We start from the raw sequence: 20209 nt of genomic DNA, 5'->3' as shown, positions 1-20209 counted from the left end.
GGGGTCGTATTCGAGGGAGAGACACCGTTGCTGGTGTGTTCCCTGGAATACGACCCCCTTTTTTTGTTTGACTAGAGTTCTTCTTGAATAGCGCGCACCTGGAGGTAGCACATGAACGATCGGGACCGACGAGAGCGCCCGGACGATGGTGCCCCCCGGAAGCGCCGCGAGGGATCTCCGTACCGCGGTGACCGGAATGACGGCCCGCGTTCGCGCCGCGACGACGCCGGTGGCCGCTCCGAGCGCCGCGACGGCGGCCAGCGCCGTGAGGGCGGCTACCGCNCTCCGTACCGCGGTGACCGGAATGACGGCCCGCGTTCGCGCCGCGACGACGCCGGTGGCCGCTCCGAGCGCCGCGACGGCGGCCAGCGCCGTGAGGGCGGCTACCGCCAGGACCGTGACGACCGCGGGCCCCGCCGTGAGGGCGGCTACCGCGACGACCGTGCTGGGCAGCGCCCGCAGCGTGATGAGCGCCGGCCGTACCGTGGCGATCGCGACGACCGCNGCGTTCGCGCCGCGACGACGCCGGTGGCCGCTCCGAGCGCCGCGACGGCGGCCAGCGCCGTGAGGGCGGCTACCGCCAGGACCGTGACGACCGCGGGCCCCGCCGTGAGGGCGGCTACCGCGACGACCGTGCTGGGCAGCGCCCGCAGCGTGATGAGCGCCGGCCGTACCGTGGCGATCGCGACGACCGCGGTGGGCAGCGCCCGCAGCGCGACGGCGGCCAGCGCCGCGAGGGCGCCTACCGCCAGGACCGGGACGATCGCGGCCCCCGCCGTGAGGGCGGGTACCGTCAGGATCGTGACGATCGCGGTCCTCGTCGCGAGGGCGGCTACCGCGACGATCGTGGTGGGCAGCGTGACGAGCGTCGCCCGTACCGCGGCGATCGCGAGGACCGCGGCCCCCGTCGCGAGGGTGGCTACCGCGATGACCGTGGTGGGCAGCGCCCGCAGCGCGACGGTGGCCAGCGCCGGGATGGCGGCTACCGTCAGGACCGTGACGACCGCGGGCCCCGTCGTGAGGGTGGCTACCGCGACGATCGTGGTGGGCAGCGTGACGAGCGTCGCCCGTACCGCGGCGATCGCGACGACCGCGGACCCCGTCGCGAGGGCGGCTTCCGCCAGGACCGTGACGACCGTGGACCCCGCCGTGACGGTGGCCGCGAGCAGCGATCCCGCGAGTCGTACGGCCGCGGCGGCACCCGTGGTGGTGGCCGCAGCGACCGCGGCGGACAGGGGCGTGAGTACACCGAGGCTGAGCGCTTGCAGCACGAGCTGCGCCCCGTGCGAGCCGAGCACGACGATCCGATCCTGCCGGACGAGGTCAGCGCGAAGGACCTCCACCCGGCCGCGCGCAACGAGCTGAAGACCCTGCAGGTGGACTTGCAGGATCGCGTCGCGCGTCACCTGGCAATGGTGGCGTTCCTGATCGACGACGATCCCGAGCTCGCGCACCAGCACGCGCTCTCGGCGAGCCGTCGCGCCGGCCGCATCCCCGTCGCGCGCGAGACGCTCGCGATCACGGCGTACCGCACGGGTGACTTCGCCCTCGCGCTGCGCGAGCTCCGCACGCACCGCCGCCTGAGCGGCCGCGTTGAGCACGTCGCCCTCATGGTCGACTGTGAGCGTGGCCTCGGCCGTCCGGAGAAGGCGATCGAGACCGGCCACGAGATCGACACGAGCACCCTGGCCACAGAGGAGCGCGTTCACCTGGCAATCGCGATGTCGGGCGCCCGACTCGACCTCGGCCAGACCCAGCAGGCGCTCTTTGAGCTGGAGATCCCCGAGCTCAACCCGAAGAAGGCGTTCTCCTGGAGCCCCGACCTGTTCGCCGCGTACGCCGCGGTGCTCGAGGACCTCGGCCGCGATTCTGAGGCGAAGCAGTGGCTCGCGGACGCGGATCGCGCGGCGGCCGCGCTGGCGCAGCACCACGGCGGGCACGACGAGCTGGAGGTCTTCGAGATCCTCGAGGTCGAGCCGGAGCCCGAGCCAGCCGCCGAGCAGGCCGAGCCCGAGGAAGACGCGGAGCCCGAGCCCGCAGAAGACGCGGAGCCCGCTGCCGAGCCCGAGCTCGCTGCCGAGCCCGCTCCCGAGCTCTCCTTCACCGACGCGATCGAGGCCGAGGTCGCCGAGCTGCTCGCGGACGCCGGCATCACGGACACCGACGACGACGCAGCGGAGGAGACCACCAAGTGAGTCTGTTCGGTCGGCGTCGCACGCCGCTGGGTCCGGCACCGATTTCGGGCCGCGAGCTGCTGCTCGCCGACCTCGACGGTGTAGTGTACCGCGGCCCGGGGGCGATCCCCGGGGCGGTCGCGGAGCTGAACCGTGCGGCGGCGCAGATCCCGCTCGGCTACATCACGAACAACGCGTCGCGCACCGATCACGCGGTCGCCGCGCACCTCCGCGAGCTCGGCCTGCCCGCCCAGCCCAGCGAGGTGGTGACCTCCCCGCAGGCGGCCGTGACGCTGCTGCGCGAGACGATCGCGCCGGGCGCGACGATTCTCGTGATCGGCGGGGAGGGGCTCACCGACGAGCTGGCGAAGGCCGGCTACGTGGTGACGCGCAGCGCCGAGGACGGCCCGGCCGCCGTGCTGCAGGGCTTCGCGCCCGAGGTGGGCTGGACCGAGCTCGCCGAGGCCGCCTTCGCGCTCGCGGAGGGGCCGAACGGCGAGCAGCTGCCCTGGATCGCGACGAACACCGACTGGACGATTCCGGTCGCACGCGGGCTCGCGCCGGGCAACGGCACGCTCGTCTCCGCGGTGCACACGGCGGTGCAGCGCCTCCCGGTGTTCGCGGGGAAGCCAGAGACGCCGATCTTCGAGACCGCGTTCGCTCGCTTCGGCACGCGCAACGCGCTGATGATCGGCGATCGCCTCGACACCGACATGAAGGGCGCGCGCGCCGCGGGGATCCCGTCGCTGCACGTGCTCACCGGGGTGGACCGGCCGAAGCAGCTCGTCGCGGCGTCGCGGGACATGCAGCCCGACTTCATCGTGGCGAGCCTCGCGGAGCTGCACGAGCCGTACCCCAGCACCGTGCAGTTGAAGGATGGCTCCATGCAGGTGGGCACCGCCCGCGTCGGCATGGACGGGCACATCGTGCGCATCGACGCAGCCGGCGACTCGCAGATCAACCTGCTGCGCGCCGGCTGCGCGGCGATCTGGAACTCGGGTCTCGCGATCTACGGGCTGAAGGTGCCCGAGTCGCTCTACGCGGATCACTGGCGGTAACGAGCAGATCGGGATCACGGACGTTGTCCGGGGCGCGGGCTAGGCTGGGGGTATGAGCAGTCCCGACACCCCTGTGCCAGGGGCACCGCCGGCCGCGAGTGAGTCCACCGACGGCCTGCTGAGCCGCGTTGAGCTGATTGAGGCGCAGCCGCTCCCGGAGCGCGCCGCGGGGTTTGAGCAGCTGCACGACGAGCTGCTGACGGAACTGCAGCGGGGCGACCTCGGTGACGCCTGAGCCCGAGGCCCGCTCCGCGCAGTGGCAGGGGAGTGCCGCGGAGCGGCTCGACCGCGTGCTCCCCGAGTTGGGGCTCGCCCGTTCGCGCAGCCGCGCTGGCGAGCTGATCGCGGAGGGGCGCGTGCGCGTTGACGGCCGCGCCGCGCGCAAGCCCGGCGCGAAGGTGGGCGCGGGCGCCGTCGTGACGGTGTCTGGCGACGACCACTACGTCGGCCGCGCGGCGCACAAGCTGGTTGCCGGGCTCGACACGTTCGGGATCTCCGCGACGGGGATCGTCGCGCTCGACCTGGGCGCCTCGACGGGTGGCTTCACCCAGGTGCTCCTTGAGCGGGGCGCGCGCCTCGTGCAGGCCATCGACGTTGGGCGCGATCAGCTGGCCCCGAGCCTGCGCGCGGACGACCGCGTGCGGCTCGTTGAGGGGCGCAACGCCCGCGAGCTCACCGCGGAGAATCTCGCGGCCGACACGGGCGTGGCTGAGCCGCCGACACTCGTGGTGGCCGATCTCTCGTTCATTTCGCTCACGCTGATCCTGCCGGCGATCGCGCGCTCGGTCGCCGCGGAGGCTGAGCTGCTGCTGCTGATCAAGCCCCAGTTTGAGGTGGGGCGTGTGAAGGACGGGGTGGTGACGGATCCCGCGCTGTGGGCGGAAGCGATCCGGATCGTGCTGCGCGCCGCGGCCGAGCACGGCTTTGCCGCGCGCGGGCTTGCGATCTCCCCGCTCGCCGGCGGCACGGGAAACCGTGAGTTCCTCGTGCATTTTGCGCGCGGTGCCAAGCCGCTTCCGACAGAATGGGAGGGGCGGATCGTGGCCCTCACCGGGCCCGAAGCCCTGAACGAGCGCGCCGAGTTCGGCACGCGGAAGGAGCGTGATGACCACGGTGCATGAGGAAACCGCGCGGCGGATCCTGATCGTCTCGCACACGCATCGCGACGAAGCGATTGCGGCGACCGTCGCGGCGGTGGCCGCGCTCCTGGAAGCTGGCGTCACCCCGGTGTTTGACGCGGAGGATCGCGTGGAGTTCGCGCCGCACCTGAACGGCGCACCCGTGGCGTGCCTCGGCGACGGGGTCGCGCTGGCCGAGCTGGAGGTGGCGATCGTGCTCGGCGGCGATGGCACGATCCTGCGCGCGGCCGAGCTGCTGCGCGGCTCGGAGTGCCCCATCGTTGGGGTGAACCTCGGCCATGTCGGCTTCCTCGCGGAGATGGAGAGCTACGACCTCGCGTCGACGATCGACCGCGTGCTGAAGCGCGACTACACGGTCGAGGAGCGGCTCACGCTCGAGGTGAGCGCGAGCCTCGACGGCGAGTCGATCGCGGAGACCTGGGCGCTCAACGAGGCGAGCGTTGAGAAGCGTCGCCGCATGCTTGAGGTCGAGATCGGCGTCGATGGGCGCCCGGTGTCGTCATTCGCCTGCGACGGCATGGTCGTTGCGACGCCCACCGGCTCCACCGCCTACGCGTTCTCCGCCGGCGGTCCGATCGTGTGGCCGGGCGTGCAGGCGATGCTGATGGTGCCGATCGCCGCGCACGCCCTCTTCGACCGGCCGCTCGTCACCGGCACCGACTCGGTGCTGAGCGTCCGGATCCTGCCCGAGAACATTGGCCCTGGGGTGCTGTGGTGCGACGGCCGCCGCCGCACGGAGCTGCCAGCCGGCTCCGTGGTGCGCGTGCGTCGTTCGCCGCACTCGGTGCGGCTCGCGCGGCTCAGCACCGCCCCGTTCTCTGACCGGCTGGTGCGGAAGTTCCACCTCCCCGTCTCTGGCTGGCGTGGCAACGGCGGGGGAGCGGCAGCATGATCGACGAGCTGCGGATCCGCGACCTCGGCGTCATCGCCGACACCACGCTGCCGCTCGGCCCCGGCTTCACCGCGATCACCGGCGAGACCGGGGCGGGCAAGACGATGGTGGTGAGCGCGCTCGGCCTGCTGATGGGCGAGCGCAGCGATGCTGGCGCGGTGCGCAGCGGCGCGGCGCAGGCCCGCGTGAGCGGCATCGTGCGCACCGCGGACCCCGAGGTGGCTGAGCTGGTCGAGGATCTCGGCGGCGACGTCGAGGACGGGGAACTCGTCCTCAGCCGGACGGTGAGCGCCGAGGGGCGCAGTCGCGCGAGCGTTGGGGGCGCGAACGCCCCGGTGGGCAGCCTGGGACGGCTCGCGGAGCGGCTGTTCGCCGTGCACGGGCAGTCCGAGCAGCTGCGGCTGCGTTCGGCTGCCGCGCAGCGCGAGACGCTCGACCGCTTCGGCGGCGAGGAGCTCGCCGAGGTGCTCGCGACGTACCGCGATGCGCACCGCGCGCGCCGCGAGCTGGGGGAGCAGGTCGCCGAGCTCACCGCAGCGCGCGACGAGCGCGCGGCCGAGGCCGCGCGGCTGCGCACCGAGCTTGAGGAGATCGCCGGCGTCGATCCGCAGCCCGGCGAGGACTCCGAGCTCACCGCGCGCATCGAGCTGCTGAGCAACGCCGAGGCGCTCCGCGCCGCGACCGCGACCGCGCACGAGGCGCTCGCGACCGAGTCGGACGACCCGATGAGCCGCGACGCCGGCAGCCTCGTCGACGGCGCGGTGCGCGAGCTGGAACGCGTCGCCGAGCACGATCCCCGGCTCGCCGCGGTGCTCGAATCGCTCCGCAGCGTGAGCTTCCAGATCGCCGATGGCGCGCGCGAGCTCGCCGCGTACGTCGACGATCTCGACCAGGACGGGCCGGGTGAGCTGGCGCGGGCGAACGAGCGGCTCGCCGCGCTGAACGCGCTCTTCCGCAGCTACGGCGCCGACGCGACCGCCGTGATCGACTACTCCGCCGGCGCCGCTGCGCGCCTCACCGAGCTGGAGGGCGACGACGAACGCATCGAGGAACTCGCCGCCGAGCTCGAGGCGGTGACGGCCCGCGAGCAGGCGCTCGCCGCCCAGCTCACCGAGTTGCGCACCGCCGCAGCCGCGCGGCTCTCCGAGCTCGTGTCCGTCGAGCTGCGGCAGCTCGCGCTCCCCGACGCGCAGTTCCTCGCGACGGTGGCGCCGCTCGAGTCGCTCGGGAACTCGGGCGGCGACGAGGTGCAGCTGCTCCTCGCGCCACACCCGGGTGCCAGCCCGCGCCCGATCGCGAAGAGCGCGTCGGGCGGCGAGCTCTCACGCGTCATGCTCGCGCTCGAGGTCGTGCTCGCCGGCGTCGACCCCGTCCCGACGTTCGTCTTCGACGAGGTCGACTCGGGGGTCGGCGGTGCCGCCGCGATCGAGATCGGGCGCCGGCTCGGTCGCCTCGCGCGCACCTCGCAGGTGATCGTGGTGACCCACCTCGCGCAGGTCGCAGCGTTCGCGGAAAATCATCTGCAGGTGGTGAAAGATTCGGCGGGCGGCTTCACCGAGTCGAGCTGCACTCGGCTCGACGGCGACGCGCGCCTCGCGGAGATGGCGCGGCTGCTGTCCGGGCTCAGCGACTCGGAAAGCGCGCTGGAGCACGCCGCCGAGCTTCTCGCGCTGCGCGCCGACGACTAGCGAGGTCGCGGGGCGCAACGTGCCGCGCAATGTCCCCGCTCGGTGCTACGCTCCCACACATGGCGAAGATCTTCCGACGACGACGGCAGCAGACGGCCCCGGTCACCCCGGATATCGGGGCGGGCGAGGCCGCGAAAGCCGCGTACCTCGATTCGCACCCAGCGGTGAAGCACGCGGACATCGAGCAGATGGATGCCGACACCAGGGAGATGTACCGCGACGCGCGCGAGGCGGCGCTCGACGCGCAGGAGGAGCGCGCAAAGACGCCGGTGCGCGAGTTCGTGGTGCGCGGGCCGTTCCAGCTCGGCTTCACCGTCACACTCGGCGTGCTCGTCGCGCTGCTCTTCGGCGGCATGATCGAGCAGCTCACCACCATCATCATGTACGTCGTCGCCGCGCTGTTCGTGGCGCTCGGCCTCGACCCCGTGGTGCGCCGGCTCGAGCGCAAGGGCATCAAACGCGGGCTCGGGATCGGCATCGTGTTCGGCGGCTTCGTCGTGGTGATCGCCGCCCTCCTGAGCATCATCATCCCGATGATCGGCACCCAGATCTCGCTGCTCGTGAAGAGCGCGCCGACCCTGTTCAAGGACGTGACCACGCAGGAGTGGTTCATGGACATCAACGAGCGCTTCGGCCGATTCGTGGACTTCGACGCGCTGCTCAAGACCGGGCAGGATCTCGTCAGCCGCCCGGAGAACTGGGCGCAGGTCGCCGGGGGCGTGTGGCAGGCGGGCATCGGCATCGCGAACGGGCTCACCGCCGCGCTCATCGTGCTGATCCTCACCCTCTACTTCCTCGCCTCGCTGCCCACCATCAAGCGCGCGTTCTACTCGCTCGCGCCGCGCTCGGGTCGCGCGAAGGTGATGGACATCACCGAGCAGGTGACCAAGTCGGTCGGTGGCTACATCAACGGCATGGTGGTGCTCGCCTTCGTGAACGCGGTGCTCGGCTTCGTCATGATGACGATCGTCGGCGTGCCGTTCGCGAGCCTCGTCGCGGTCGGCGTGTTCTTCCTGGCGCTGATCCCGCTCGTCGGCTCCGTCATGGCCACCGTGCTCGTGTCGGTGGTGGCGCTCTTCAACTCGCCGACCACCGCGCTCATCGCCGCCGCGTACTACCTCATCTACATGCAGATCGAGTCCTACCTCCTCACGCCGCGCATCATGAACCGCGTGGTCTCCGTGCCCGGCGCCCTCGTGGTGATCGGCGCACTCGCCGGCGGCACGCTGCTCGGCCTCCTCGGCGCGCTCATCTCCATCCCGGTGACCGCCATGGTGCTGATGATCATCAAGCAGGTGTGGGTTCCGCGACAGGAACTCCGCTGATGGAGAACAGCTCGCACCACTCACCCGGACACTACTGATAGGATCGAAGCCCGTGGGAACAGAGCAGCGCGCGGAACAGGCCAAGACAACCAAGCACATCTTCGTCACCGGGGGTGTCGTCTCCTCTCTCGGTAAGGGGCTGACGGCGGCAAGCCTCGGGAACCTGCTCACGGCACGTGGTCTCCACGTCGTGATGCAGAAGCTGGATCCGTATCTGAACGTTGATCCTGGCACGATGAACCCGTTCGAGCACGGCGAGGTGTTCGTCACCGACGACGGTGCGGAGACCGATCTCGACATCGGGCACTACGAGCGCTTCCTCGGCATCAACCTGTCGCAGGCCGCCAATGTGACGACCGGCCAGATCTACCAGCAGGTCATCGCGCAGGAGCGGCGCGGCGAGTACCTCGGCCAGACCGTCCAGGTGATCCCGCACATCACGAACGAGATCAAGCGGCGCATGCGCCTCCAGGCTGAGCAGACGCCGCAGCCCGACGTGATCATCACCGAGGTGGGCGGCACCGTCGGCGACATCGAGTCGCAGCCCTTCCTTGAGGCCGCGCGCCAGGTGCGCCACGAGCTCGGCCGCGGCAACGTGTTCTTCGTGCACGTGTCGCTCGTTCCCTTCATGGGCGCCTCGGGGGAGCAGAAGACCAAGCCGACGCAGCACTCGGTCGCGGCGCTCCGCTCGATCGGCATCCAGCCCGACGCGCTCGTGCTGCGCAGCGATCGCCCGGTCACCGAGGACAACCTCCGCAAGATCGCCCTCATGTGCGACGTCGAGGAGCGCGCCGTGGTGAACGCGATCGACGTGCCCAGCATCTACGATCTGCCGACCCTGCTGAACGACCAGGGCCTCGACACGATCATCACCGAGACCCTGGGGCTCGAGGAGCTCGCGCACGACGTCGACTGGACCGGCTGGCAGCCCGTGCTCGACGCGGTGCACCACCCGAAGGGCGAGATCACGCTCGCGCTCGTCGGCAAGTACATCGACCTGCCCGACGCGTACCTCTCGGTCACCGAGGCGCTGCGCGCCGGCGGCTTCGCGCACTCCACGAAGGTGAACATCCGCTGGGTGCCCTCCGACGACTGCGAGACCCCCGAGGGGGCCCGCGCCGCGCTCGGCGACGTGCACGGCATCTGCGTGCCAGGCGGCTTCGGCATCCGCGGCATCGAGGGCAAGCTCGGGGCGCTCCGCTTCGCTCGCGAGAACGGGATCCCCACCCTCGGGCTGTGCCTCGGCCTGCAGTGCATGGTCATCGAGTACGCGCGCAACGTCGCCGGCCTCGAGGGCGCATCCTCGACCGAGTTCGACCCGGAGACGCCGGTGCCCGTCATCGCGACGATGGCCGAGCAGGTCGACATCATCGACGGCGGCGACCTGGGTGGCACCATGCGCCTCGGCCTCTACGAGGCGGCGCTCGCGGAGGGCTCGCTCGCCGCGCAGCTCTACGGCGCGCCGACCGCGAGCGAGCGTCACCGCCACCGCTACGAGGTGAACAACCAGTACCGCGACGAGATCGCGGCCGCCGGCCTGTCCTTCTCGGGCACCAGCCCCGACGGATCGCTCGTCGAGTACGTCGAGCTGCCGCGCGAGGCGCACCCGTTCTACATCGCGACGCAGGCGCACCCCGAGCTTCGCTCGCGCCCTGGCACGCCGCACCCGCTGTTCGCCGGCCTCGCCGGCGCGGCGATCGAGCGCCGCGACGCCGCACGCCTCTTCGAGGTGAACGGCGGTGAGTAACCAGCCCCAGCAGGCGGGCGCGCCCCTCGCGGACGCGCCCGCCGCTGTCGAGGTGCTCGAGAGCGAGCTCCTCGTCCGTGGCCGAGTGTGGGACGTGCGCCGCGACCGCTTCCGCTTCGGCGACGGTGAGCTGGTGCGCGACTACCTCGACCACCCCGGCGCGGTTGCCGTGCTCGCGCTCGACGAGCACGAGCGGGTGCTGCTCGTTCAGCAGTACCGGCACGCCATCGGGCACCGCGACTGGGAGATCCCCGCTGGCCTGATGGACCTGCCAGGCGAGTCCGGGCTCACCGGGGCGCAGCGCGAACTGGCCGAGGAAGCCGATCTGCAGGCGGAGCGGTGGGACCTCCTCCTCGACCTGTTCCTGTCGCCAGGCGGCACGAGCGAGGCGATGCGCATTTTCCTCGCGCGCGACGTGCGCGCCATCGAACACGACTACGTGCGCGGCGAGGAGGAGGCCGAGCTGGTGCCGCACTGGGTGCCGCTCGCCGACGCCGTCGCCGCGGCGCTCGACGGTCGCATCCAGAACGCCGTCACCGTGAGCGCGGTGCTCGCGGCCGAGGCCGCGCGCTGCCGGGGCTGGGCCACGCTCCGCGATCCCGATCTGCCGTGGACCGCGCGAGCCGCCGCACGCGGAGAGCGCTCGCGCTGATGTCCCTGAGCGCGGCGCAGGGTGCGGAGCGGTATCTGCGCCACGTTGCGCTCGAACTCGGGCTGTCCGCGAACAGCCAGGCTGCCTACCGGCGCGACCTCGCCGCCTACGCCGACTGGCTCGAGGCGTGCGGCATCACGGATCTCGCGCGGGTGACCCCCGCGACGCTCTCGGAGTACGTCGCCGCGCTGAGCGGGGCAGGCGAGGGGAGCGACGCGGCGGGGGCTGCGGGGTCTGCCGGGGAGGGGGAAGCGGCCGTGCCGCGCGCGCTCGCGCCCGCCTCGATCGCGCGCCGGCTGTCGACCGTCCGCGGGATGCACCGCTTCCTGTTCGAGGAGGGGCTGCTCGACTCGCACGCCGGCAGCGGAGTCCGCACCCCGAAACGGGCTCAGCGGCTCCCGAAAGCCCTGCCCGTCGAGGAGATCGAGGCGCTGCTCGCCGCCGCTGGTGGGGGCGACGCGGCGGCCGCGGCCGACCCGGTGGCGCTGCGCGACCGGGCGCTCCTCGAACTGCTCTACGCGAGCGGCGCGCGCGTCAGCGAGGTGTGCGCCCTCGACGTCGACGACCTCCTGGTCGCGTCCGGCGGGGACGCGTGGGGGGATCCCGTCGCGGCGCTCGGAGAGGGCGGGCTCCTGCAGGTGACGGGCAAGGGTGCGAAGCAGCGCATCGTGCCCTACGGCAGCTACGCCGGCCGCGCGCTCGCCGCGTATCTCGTGCGTGCCCGCCCCCACCTCGTCGCGGCCGGGCGCGGCACCCCCGCACTGTTCGTCGGGCCGCGCGGCGGCCGCCTCTCGAGGCAGAGCGCCTGGCTCGTGATCCGCGCGGCGGCCGAGCGGGCCGGGATCACCGCGGAGGTGTCGCCGCACACGCTGCGGCACTCGTTTGCGACGCACCTGCTCGCCGGCGGTGCCGATGTGCGCACCGTGCAGGAGCTGCTGGGCCACGCGTCGGTGACGACCACGCAGATCTACACGCAGGTCACCGCGGACACGCTGCGCGAGCACTACTTGCTGGCGCACCCGCGGGCTCGCTGACCGCCCCCGCCGCCGCGCCGCCCCCGTCCCCGCCCCCGTCCCCGCCCCGCCCCCGCCCCGCCGCCCCGCCCCGCAGCCACGATCGGGGTCACTTGGGCAGGGTGTCGCGCTCCCCGCGCGCCCGACACCCTGCCCAAGTGACCCCGATCCGCGGGGCGGCGGTGTTGGCCCGGCGTGCCGCGGGGCGGATACTGGAAGCCAGCGCAGGCCGACCGCACGGCCGCCCACCGACGGGAGCATCGCATGTCCACACCCACCACACCGGCCGCCCGCTGCGCGATCGTCACGGGCGGCGGGCGCGGGATCGGCCGCGCGACGGCGCGCGAACTCGCCGCCCGCGGCTGGGCCGTCGCCCTCTTCGATCTCGACGCTGACGCGCTCGCGGAGACCACCGCCCTGATCCGCAGCGACGGCGGCACCGCAGCAGGGTTCACCGTCGACGTGGCGGACGAGGCGTCGGTCGCGCACGGCGTCGCCGCGGCGGCCGCAGAGCTCGGCGATCCGCTCGTGCTGATCAACAACGCCGGGGTGTTGCGTGACGACTTCCTGTTCCGAGCGACGCTCGACGACTGGGACCTCATCATGAACGTGCACCTGCGCGGCGCGTTCCTCATGAGTCGCGCGGTACAGGCATACATGGTCGCCGCGGGCTGGGGGCGCATCGTCAACCTGTCGAGCATCTCGGCGCTCGGCAACGCCGGGCAGAGCAACTACTCGGCCGCAAAAGCCGGGATCCAGGGGCTCACGAAGACGCTCGCGCTCGAACTCGGGAAGTTCGGGATCACCGCGAACGCGATCGCCCCCGGCTTCATCGCGACGGACATGACACGCGCCACCGCCGAGCGCCAGGGCATCACGTTCGAGGAGCTCGCCGAGCGGGTGTCCGCGGCGACCGCAGTGCGCCGCATGGGCGAGCCTGCCGATATCGCCAACGCGATTGCGTTCTTCGTCTCGGAGGAGAGCAGCTTCGTGTCGGGCCAGGTGCTGTACGTCTCTGGCGGCCCGAACGTGTAGCGCGCCGGTGCTCCCGGGTCCCCAGCTGCCCGCCCCGCCCCACCCCGCCCGCGCCCACCCACCGCACCCCCGGGATCGGGGTCACTGCGGCAGGGTGTCGGGGGCGTCGGGCCGGGCGACACCCTGCCGCAGTGACCCCGATCCGGCGGGGGACCGCGGGGGCCGGCTGGGACCTCGCGGGGGCGGCGGACGAGCGCGCCCGGCCACGATAGGATGGAGCGTTAGCGAGGCAGGCGAAAGGAGTTCGGGAATGGCGAAGCAACAGGTCGAGCTCGGTCCAACCGGCCGACCGGAGCGGATCATCCCGGCACCCCAGAAGCTGGATCGCCACGGCCCCGCCCGCATCATCGCGATGTGCAACCAGAAGGGCGGCGTCGGCAAGACGACCAGCACGATCAATCTCGCCGCCGCGCTCGCGCGCTACGGCCGCCGCGTCCTCGCCGTCGACTTCGATCCGCAGGGTGCCCTCTCCGCCGGCCTCGGCGTGACCGCGCACGACGTCGTGACGATCTACGACCTGATGCTCGGCAAGGAGAAAGATCCGCACGTCGCGATCCAGCACACCGCAACGCCCGGCCTCGACGTGATTCCCGCGAACATCGACCTCTCGGCCGCCGAGGTGCACCTCGTCACCGAGGTGGCCCGCGAGCAGATCCTCGGCGGTGTGCTGCGCAAGGTGGCCGCCGACTACGACGTGATCCTCGTCGACTGCCAGCCGTCGCTCGGCCTGCTGACCGTGAACGCCCTCACCGCGAGCCACGGCGTGCTGATCCCACTCGCGTGCGAGTACTTCGCGCTGCGCGGCGTCGCCCTGCTCGTCGAGACCATCGAGAAGGTGAAGGACCGCCTGAACCCGGCCCTCGAGCTCGACGGCATCCTCGCCACCATGTACGACTCGCGCACGCTGCACGCGCGCGAGGTGCTGGAGCGCGTGGTCGACACCTTCGGCGACAAAGTGTTCGACACCGTGATCGGTCGCACGGTGAAGCTGCCCGACGCGCAGATCGCCGCGCAGTCGATCTTCGACTACGCGCCCTCCAACACGGCATCCGAAGCGTATCTGAAGCTCGCGCGCGAGCTCGTGCAGCGGGGCGTGGTCGCCTAACCACGATCATGGCAGCGCTCGACACGAATCAGGAGCCGGGCGTGCGCGATGCGCCCGGTGAGTCGAGCGCGCCCGGCACCGAGTTTCGGGTGTCGCTTGAGGTGTTCGACGGGCCGTTTGACCTGCTGCTCAACCTCATCGGCAAGCACGAGCTCGACATCACCGAGGTGTCGCTGAGCCTCGTCACCGACGAGTTCATCTCCTACCTGTCCACGCTCGAGGGGCAGGGGCTCATCGAGTTGGATCGGGCCTCCGAGTTCCTCGTCGTCGCCGCCACCCTGCTCGACCTGAAGATCGCGAGCCTCCTGCCGCAGGGCGAGGCGGTGGACGCCGAAGACATTGCGCTCCTCGAAGCGCGGGATCTCCTCTTTGCGCGGCTGCTGCAGTACCGCGCGTTCAAGCAGGCGAGCGCCTGGTTCCAGGAGCGCCTCCTCGCGGAGGACGCGCGCCACCCGCGCCTCGTCCCGCTCGACCCGAAGTACCGTGAGCGCGGGCCCGAGCTGCAGTGGACGCTGTCCGCCGCAGACTTTGCGGCGATCGCGACGCTCGCGTTCGCCCCGCGCGAGATCCCGACCGTCGGGCTTGAACACCTGCACGCGCCGCTCGTTTCGATTCGCGAGCAGGCGGCGATCATCGTGTCCGATCTGCGGAACTCCGGCGCGCGGAGTTTCCGCGAACTGATCGCCGGGGTCGCGGAGCGCGGGGTGATCATCGCGCGCTTCCTCGCCATCCTTGAGCTCTACCGGCGGGCGGCGGTGCTGTTCGAGCAGGCCGAACCGCTCGGCGAGCTCATTGTGCAGTGGACCGGCGAGAACTGGTCGGACGACGAGCTTGCGACACTGGGGAGCGATTATGACTGAGCACTCCGAGGGGTTCGTGGCGGCGGAGGCGGCCGGGCAGGTCGGCGATCCGGCGGCTGCCGAGCTTGCTGCGGCGCGCGCCGAGCACACGCTTGAGCAGCAGCTCGAGGCGCTCCTCATCGTGGCCGACGAACCGCTCAGCGCGGTCGCCCTCGCCACCGCAACCGAGCGCCCCGTGCGCGAGGTGCGCGCGGCGCTCACCGCGCTCGCCGCGGACTACGCTGGGGCGAGCGGGGCGCCGGGCGCCAGCCCGCGCGGCTTCGAGCTGCGCGAGGTGGGCGGCGGCTACCGTTTCTACGTGCGCGAGAGCCTCGACCCCATCGTGGCCGACTTCGTGCACCAGCAGACCCCAACGAAACTCTCGCAGGCCGCACTCGAAACGCTCGCCGTGATCGCGTATCGGCAGCCGATTGCGCGCGGCGCGATCGCGTCGATCCGCGCGGTGAACGTCGACTCCGTGGTGCGCACGCTGCTCGCCCGCGGACTCATCACCGAGGTTGGTCGCGATCCGGAGACCACCGCAACGCTGTACGGCACCTCGGAGGCGCTGCTCGGCTATCTCGGTATCGGGGACATTTCTGAGCTGCCGCCCATTGCGCCGCTGCTCGACGATCCAATGGAAGGTTTTACGCATGAAGAACTCTGATCAGGGAGCCGGCGGCTCGTTCTCCGTCGACGGGGGAGCCGCCGAGGTGGATCTCGCGGAGTTCGGGTGGGATCCCGAGGAGCGCGCCAGGGTGCTCGGCGACCGCGCCGAGCAGCCCGAAGACTTCGGCGATGAGCCGCGCCGCGGTGACGCGGAGCGCCGCGCTGGCGAGTCCGACGACGACGGCAGCGTCCGCCTGCAGAAGGCGCTCGCGCACGCGGGCATCGCCTCGCGCCGCGCCTGCGAGACGCTCATCACGAGTGGCCGTGTCTGGGTGAACGGGAAGCCCGAGCGCGAGCTCGGATCCCGCATCGTTCCCGGCACGGACGAGGTGCGCGTCGACGGGGTGGTCGTGCAGCTCGACGCCACGAAGCGCTACTTCGTGCTGAACAAGCCGACGGGCGTCGTCTCCACGATGAGCGATGAGCACGGCCGCGCCGACCTGCGCGAGTTCACCGAGCAGATCGAGGATCGCCTGTACAACGTCGGCCGGCTCGACACCGACACGAGCGGCCTGCTCATCCTCACGAACGACGGGGAGCTCGCGCATCGGCTCGCGCACCCGAGCTTCGGGGTGCAGAAGACGTACGTCGCGAAGGTGCGTGGCCAGGTCACGGCGGCCACCATTCAGCGCCTGAAGGACGGCGTCGAGCTGAAGGACGGCCCGATCAGCGCCGACCGCGCGAAGCTGCTCCCCGGCGGGGCAGGAAAGTCGCACTCGCTCGTCGAGCTGACGCTGCACTCGGGGAAGAACCGCATCGTGCGGCGCATGCTCGCCGAGGTGGGGCACCCCGTCGAGGAGCTCGTTCGCCGCCAGTTCGGGCCGCTGCACCTCGGTACGTTGCGCGTCGGTGAGATGCGCGAGCTCGCCCCGGCCGAGCGCGGCGCGCTGCTCTCCGCCGGGCCCGACGACTGGCAGGGCGACGCCGAGGGTGCGCAGAGCGCCGAGAAGCAGAAGCCGCGCTCGCGGAAGGGCTGGGCGAAGAGCTCGGTCACCGCTGGCCGGCCCGGCGACGGCAAGGGCGCGAAGGGCATGCGCGGCGTTGCCGCCCGCGGGAACCCGCACGGCCGGCGCGTGGCGGACACGGAGCGTGGCGAGCGTCGCGGCGCCGATCGAGATCGGGATCAGCGTGGTGGGCGCGGGTACGACCGGGATCGGGATCAGCGTGGTGGGCGCGGGTACGACCGGGATCGGGATCAGCGTGGTGGGCGCGGGTACGACCGGGATCGGGATCAGCGCGGTGGTCGCGGGTACGACCGTGACCGGGATCAGCGCGGCGGCCAGCGGGATGACCGTGGTGGGCGCGGGTACGACCGTGACCGTGATCAGCGCGGTGGGCGCGGGTACGACCGTGATCGCGACCAGCGCGGCGGCGGGTCGCGCGGATACCGAGGGCAGCGATGAACGACGCACGTACTCGCAACGGACTCTACGGCGCACAGGCCGCGGCGCGCACGCGCGGGCCCGTGCACGTGATCGGGTCCGGCCTGCTCGGCGCGAGCGTTGGCCTCGGCCTGCGTGAGCGCGGCGTCGACGTCACGCTTGAGGACCTCTCGCCAACGACGGTCGCGCTCGCCGCAGACTACGGCGCCGGGCGCGTGCGCACCGCGGAGGATCCCGAGCCGACCGTCGTCGTCGTCGCGACCCCGCCCGATGTCACCGCCGACGCCGTCGAGCGCGCGCTCACGAGCTACCCTGGCGCGGTCGTCACCGACGTCGCGAGCGTGAAGCTTGCCCCGCTGCAGGAGCTGCGCCGCCGCGGCGTCGACCTGACGAACTATGTCGGTTCGCACCCGATGGCTGGCCGCGAGCGGGGCGGCGCGATCATGGCGCGCGCCGACCTCTTCACCGCGCGCCCCTGGGTGATCTGCCGCGACGCGGAGACCCCAGCCGAGGCGCTCGGTCTCGTCGAGGACGTGGCCCTCGACCTGGGCGGCGTGCTCATCGAGATGACCCCGGAGGAGCACGATCGCTCGGTCGGCCTCGTCTCCCACCTCCCGCAGGTGGTGTCGAGCCTCCTCGCTGCGCGCCTCGTGCCCGCGACGGATCAGGCGATCGGCCTCGCCGGCGCCGGCCTGCGCGACACCACGCGTATCGCGGCGAGCGATCCGGAGCTGTGGATTCAGATTCTCGGCGCGAACCGTGAGCCCGTCACCGAGCTGCTCGACGCCCTCGCCGGGGACATCGCCGACTTCGCCGACGCGCTCCGGGATCCCGAGCGAGCCGGGACCAAGCGGCGCATCGCCGACCTGCTGTCGGCAGGCAACGCCGGGGTGGCGCGCATTCCGGGCAAGCACGGATCCTCGGAGCGGTTCACCACGATCACCGTGCTGATCGATGATACGCCCGGTCAGCTGGCACGCTTGCTCACCGAACTCGGAGAACTGGGCATTAACATGGAAGACTTGCGTCTGGAGCACTCGCCCGGCGCGCAGATCGGTTTTGCGGAGATCGCGGTGCTGCCCGAGGTGGCTGAGCGCGCGATTGCCGATCTCGGTGAACGCGGATGGAGGACGCTGTGATGAATGCTGGACACGAGCCTGGCGCGCCCGCGCCCATCCTCGTCGCGATCGACGGCCCGGCCGGCAGCGGCAAGTCGAGCGTCTCGCGCGCCGCGGCAGACGCACTCGGCTTCGGGATCCTCGACACCGGCGCGGCCTACCGTGCGCTCGCGTGGACGGCGCAGCGCATCGGGCTCGACCTCGATGACGCCGCGGCGATCGAGGTGCTGCTCGACACCTGGGTGTACCGGATCACGCTGCGCGGCACGCAGCAGGTCACGGTCGCCGTGCCAGGCGGGGTGGGGGCGGCGGTGCCCGAACTCGCGCAGGGCGTCGACGTCACCGCCGCGATCCGGGAGCACACGGTGAGCGGGCAGGTGAGCCGCGTTTCGAAGCATCCAGCGGTGCGCGAGCAACTGAACGCCATGTTCCGCCGCACGGTCGCAGAGTCCGGGCTGCCCGGCGTGGTGATCGAGGGACGCGACATCACCACGGTCGTCGCCCCGGACGCGCCGGTGCGGATCCTCCTCACCGCGTCGCCCGAGGTGCGCGCCGCGCGCCGCGCGGGTGAGCTGCCAGGGCTCACCCCCGAGCAGGTGCTCGCCGACCTCATCGCCCGTGACACCAAGGACGCCCTCGTGGTGGACTTCATCAACCCCGCACCCGGGGTGACGCTCGTCGATACGAGCGACCTGAACTTCGAGCAGTCGGTGCAGGCTGTCGTCGACATCGTACGAGCGGCGCAGGGCGCTGCGGAAGAGAGCAAGAAATGAGCACGGAAACGAACGGCGCACCAGGCGCCGCCGAGAACGAGACGGAGGTGTTCGACGCCTCGACCGTCGACGCCGCCGAAGTGATCGTTGGCGAGGGCTTTGATCCCGAGCTCGACGGTGTGACCGACGAGGAGCGCCTGCGCGCCATGCGCTCGAACCTCGACGGCTTCGACCTCGAGGACGACGACATGGTGCTCGTCAACGAGGACGGCGAGTTCCTCGGCTTCGCGGAGCCCGCGGCCGAAGCGCTGCCCGTCGTCGCGATCGTTGGTCGCCCGAACGTCGGTAAGTCGGCGCTCGTCAACCGCATCCTCGGCCGCCGCGAGGCCGTCGTCGAGGATATCCCCGGCGTCACCCGCGACCGCGTGAGCTACCCGGCCGAGTGGACGGGCACGCGGTTCACGCTCGTCGACACGGGCGGGTGGGAGCCCGACGCCCAGGGCCTCGACGCGTCGGTCGCGCTGCAGGCAGAGGTGGCCATCGAGCTGTGCGACGCGGTGATGTTCGTCGTCGATTCGCGCGTCGGCCCCACCGCGACGGACGAGCGCGTGGTGCAGCTGCTGCGCCGCACGAATAAGCCGGTCTTCCTCGTGGCGAACAAGGTCGACGACGCGGTGCTTGAGCCCGAGGCCGCGCAACTGTGGTCGCTCGGCCTCGGCGAGCCGCACGCGGTCTCCGCGCTGCACGGTCGCGGCGTTGCCGACCTCCTCGACCAGGTCATCGCGGCGCTGCCCGACGAGTCGGCCGTCGCACAGCCGAAGCTCGCCGGCCCGCGCCGCGTCGCGCTGCTCGGCCGCCCGAACGTTGGCAAGTCGAGCCTCCTGAACAAGGCCGCTGGCGAGGAGCGCGCGGTGGTCTCGGACGTCGCGGGCACCACGCGCGACCCGGTGGACGAGCAGGTCGAGATCGCCGGGCGCGTGTGGACCTTCGTCGACACGGCGGGCATCCGCCGCCGCGTGCACCTGCAGAAGGGCGCGGACTTCTACGCGACTCTCCGCACGGCTGCCGCGCTCGAAAAGGCCGAGGTCGCGGTCGTGCTGATCGACGTGACCCAGGAGATCAGCGATCAGGATCTGCGCATCATCGACCTCGTCCTCGAGTCGGGCCGCGCGCTCGTGCTGGCCTTCAACAAGTGGGACATGCTCGACGATGATCGCCGCCGCTACCTTGAGCGCGAGATCGAGCAGGATCTTGCACACGTGGACTGGGCGCCGCGCGTCAACATTTCCGCGCGCACGGGACGCCACCTCGAGAAGCTCGTGCCCGCCCTCGAGGCAGCGCTCGACTCGTGGGACACGCGTATCCCCACGGCCAAGTTCAACGCGTTCATCGCGGAGCTGGTGCAGGAGCACCCGCACCCCCTGCGCGGAGGCAAGCAGCCGAAGATCCTGTTCGGCACCCAGGTGCAGAACCGGCCGCCCACGTTCGTGCTCTTCACCTCGGGCTTCCTGGATCCCGGCTACCGCCGCTTCATCCAGCGTCGCCTCCGCGAGACCTACGGTTTCGAGGGCAGCCCGATCGTGCTGAACATGCGCATCCGAGAGAAGCGCAAGCGCGTGTAGCTCGCGTGCCCTGGCACGCCCGCGCACGCGCTCGCGCA

At 71.8% G+C, this 20209-nt stretch carries 17 protein-coding genes and 1 pseudogene; all 18 read left to right on the top strand.

Annotation, left to right across the window (positions count from 1 at the left end):
* Positions 1-1262 precede the first annotated feature (1262 nt).
* The 18 genes and pseudogenes from EGM46_RS13240 (at position 1263) to der (ending at position 20171) form a co-directional block, all read left to right on the top strand.
* A complete protein-coding gene (locus EGM46_RS13240; RefSeq protein ID WP_241156349.1) occupies positions 1263-2195 on the top strand; it encodes a hypothetical protein in 933 nt (310 codons plus the stop codon).
* Positions 2192-3232, top strand: coding sequence for an HAD-IIA family hydrolase (locus EGM46_RS13235; RefSeq protein WP_125100604.1), 1041 nt, complete (start codon positions 2192-2194; stop codon positions 3230-3232). The genes EGM46_RS13240 and EGM46_RS13235 overlap by 4 nt, the downstream gene beginning before the upstream one ends.
* Before the next feature lie 52 nt (positions 3233-3284).
* On the top strand, positions 3285-3467 hold the full coding sequence (locus tag EGM46_RS13230) for a hypothetical protein (protein ID WP_125100603.1): 183 nt from the start codon (positions 3285-3287) through the stop codon (positions 3465-3467).
* Complete coding sequence (locus EGM46_RS13225; RefSeq protein WP_206427581.1) at positions 3457-4353, top strand: TlyA family RNA methyltransferase; 897 nt, start codon at positions 3457-3459, stop codon at positions 4351-4353. The genes EGM46_RS13230 and EGM46_RS13225 overlap by 11 nt, the downstream gene beginning before the upstream one ends.
* A complete protein-coding gene (locus EGM46_RS13220) occupies positions 4337-5263 on the top strand; it encodes an NAD kinase (protein WP_125100602.1) in 927 nt (308 codons plus the stop codon). The genes EGM46_RS13225 and EGM46_RS13220 overlap by 17 nt, the downstream gene beginning before the upstream one ends.
* Positions 5260-6951 carry a DNA repair protein RecN gene (gene recN / locus EGM46_RS13215; protein ID WP_125100601.1) on the top strand — a complete coding sequence of 564 codons (1692 nt, stop codon included), beginning with the start codon at positions 5260-5262 and terminating at the stop codon, positions 6949-6951. The genes EGM46_RS13220 and recN overlap by 4 nt, the downstream gene beginning before the upstream one ends.
* A gap of 59 nt (positions 6952-7010) precedes the next feature.
* Positions 7011-8276, top strand: a complete 1266-nt coding sequence (locus tag EGM46_RS13210; protein WP_125100600.1) for an AI-2E family transporter — start codon at positions 7011-7013, stop codon at positions 8274-8276.
* Between the two features lie 52 nt (positions 8277-8328).
* Positions 8329-10023 carry a CTP synthase gene (locus tag EGM46_RS13205; RefSeq protein ID WP_125100599.1) on the top strand — a complete coding sequence of 565 codons (1695 nt, stop codon included), beginning with the start codon at positions 8329-8331 and terminating at the stop codon, positions 10021-10023.
* Complete coding sequence (locus EGM46_RS13200; protein ID WP_125100598.1) at positions 10016-10675, top strand: NUDIX domain-containing protein; 660 nt, start codon at positions 10016-10018, stop codon at positions 10673-10675. The genes EGM46_RS13205 and EGM46_RS13200 overlap by 8 nt, the downstream gene beginning before the upstream one ends.
* Positions 10675-11709 carry a site-specific tyrosine recombinase XerD gene (locus EGM46_RS13195; protein WP_125100597.1) on the top strand — a complete coding sequence of 345 codons (1035 nt, stop codon included), beginning with the start codon at positions 10675-10677 and terminating at the stop codon, positions 11707-11709. The genes EGM46_RS13200 and EGM46_RS13195 overlap by 1 nt, the downstream gene beginning before the upstream one ends.
* Positions 11710-11952: 243 nt before the next feature.
* Positions 11953-12723 carry a 3-oxoacyl-ACP reductase FabG gene (fabG, locus tag EGM46_RS13190; protein ID WP_125100596.1) on the top strand — a complete coding sequence of 257 codons (771 nt, stop codon included), beginning with the start codon at positions 11953-11955 and terminating at the stop codon, positions 12721-12723.
* 250 nt (positions 12724-12973) lie between these two features.
* Positions 12974-13828: a ParA family protein gene (locus EGM46_RS13185; RefSeq protein WP_125100595.1), complete on the top strand. Its 855-nt coding sequence runs from the start codon at positions 12974-12976 to the stop codon at positions 13826-13828.
* 8 nt (positions 13829-13836) lie between these two features.
* Entirely contained in the window at positions 13837-14688 is an 852-nt protein-coding gene (locus tag EGM46_RS13180) for a segregation and condensation protein A (protein WP_241156348.1), read from the top strand.
* On the top strand, positions 14681-15334 hold the full coding sequence (scpB, locus tag EGM46_RS13175) for an SMC-Scp complex subunit ScpB (RefSeq protein ID WP_125100594.1): 654 nt from the start codon (positions 14681-14683) through the stop codon (positions 15332-15334). Before EGM46_RS13180 ends, scpB begins: the two co-directional genes overlap by 8 nt.
* A 196-nt stretch (positions 15335-15530) precedes the next feature.
* Positions 15531-16232, top strand: a pseudogene (locus EGM46_RS15035) (pseudouridine synthase); the annotation flags it as partial.
* Between the two features lie 503 nt (positions 16233-16735).
* Positions 16736-17857 (top strand): prephenate dehydrogenase, encoded by a 1122-nt coding sequence (locus EGM46_RS13165; RefSeq protein WP_125100593.1) that lies wholly within the window; start codon positions 16736-16738, stop codon positions 17855-17857.
* Positions 17857-18609: a (d)CMP kinase gene (cmk, locus tag EGM46_RS13160; RefSeq protein ID WP_241156347.1), complete on the top strand. Its 753-nt coding sequence runs from the start codon at positions 17857-17859 to the stop codon at positions 18607-18609. The genes EGM46_RS13165 and cmk overlap by 1 nt, the downstream gene beginning before the upstream one ends.
* Entirely contained in the window at positions 18606-20171 is a 1566-nt protein-coding gene (gene der, locus EGM46_RS13155; RefSeq protein ID WP_125100591.1) for a ribosome biogenesis GTPase Der, read from the top strand. Before cmk ends, der begins: the two co-directional genes overlap by 4 nt.
* The last annotated feature ends 38 nt before the right edge of the window (positions 20172-20209 follow it).

Origin of the sequence: Leucobacter chromiireducens (genome assembly GCF_003917135.1) — a bacterium.
GTDB lineage: Bacteria > Actinomycetota > Actinomycetes > Actinomycetales > Microbacteriaceae > Leucobacter > Leucobacter chromiireducens_A.
This window is presented reverse-complemented; position numbering and strand designations above follow the sequence as displayed.